This window comes from Paraburkholderia ginsengiterrae, from assembly GCF_001645125.1.
GTDB classification, from domain to species: Bacteria; Pseudomonadota; Gammaproteobacteria; order Burkholderiales; family Burkholderiaceae; genus Paraburkholderia; species Paraburkholderia ginsengiterrae.
This window is the reverse complement of the sequence record NZ_LXKA01000188.1, coordinates 1-478: the sequence shown is the minus strand read 5'-3', so window position 1 is coordinate 478 and position 478 is coordinate 1. Positions and strand designations below refer to the sequence as shown.

Below are 478 nucleotides of genomic sequence, written 5' to 3'. Positions count from 1 at the left end.
GGTGGGGTTGAGAAGCATCGCGGCCGCGATGACGACGGAGTTTGTAAGCGCGGAGCGGAAGTCCGGGTCGAGGAAAATGAATTAGAAGGCGGTGAGGCCGAGGGTGGGCTTCGCGGCGAAGAACGGGGAAGTAAGCACGCTCTGCAGCAGGCTAAAGCCGAGCGGCAGCGCGACCGCGACGGTCAGCACCGCGACGACGAGCCAGCGCAGCATCCCCGCGAACGGCTGCAGTGTGCCGCGCGGCACACTGCAGCCGTTCGCGGGGATGCTGCGCTGGCTCGTCGTCGCGGTGCTGACCGTCGCGGTCGCGCTGCCGCTCGGCTTTAGCCTGCTGCAGAGCGTGCTTACTTCCCCGTTCTTCGCCGCGAAGCCCACCCTCGGCCTCACCGCCTTCTAATTCATTTTCCTCGACCCGGACTTCCGCTCCGCGCTTACAAACTCCGTCGTCATCGCGGCCGCGATGCTTCTCAACCCCACC

Annotated in this window: 2 pseudogenes; one reads left to right on the top strand and one right to left on the bottom strand. The window is 66.1% G+C overall.

Features of this window, described 5'->3' with window-relative positions:
- Positions 1–267 (bottom strand): annotated as a pseudogene (locus A6V37_RS39130) (iron ABC transporter permease); the annotation flags it as partial.
- Between A6V37_RS39130 and A6V37_RS39135 the strand changes: the two are divergent.
- Positions 212–478 (top strand): annotated as a pseudogene (locus A6V37_RS39135) (iron ABC transporter permease); the annotation flags it as partial. The pseudogenes A6V37_RS39130 and A6V37_RS39135 sit on opposite strands and share 56 nt — an antisense overlap.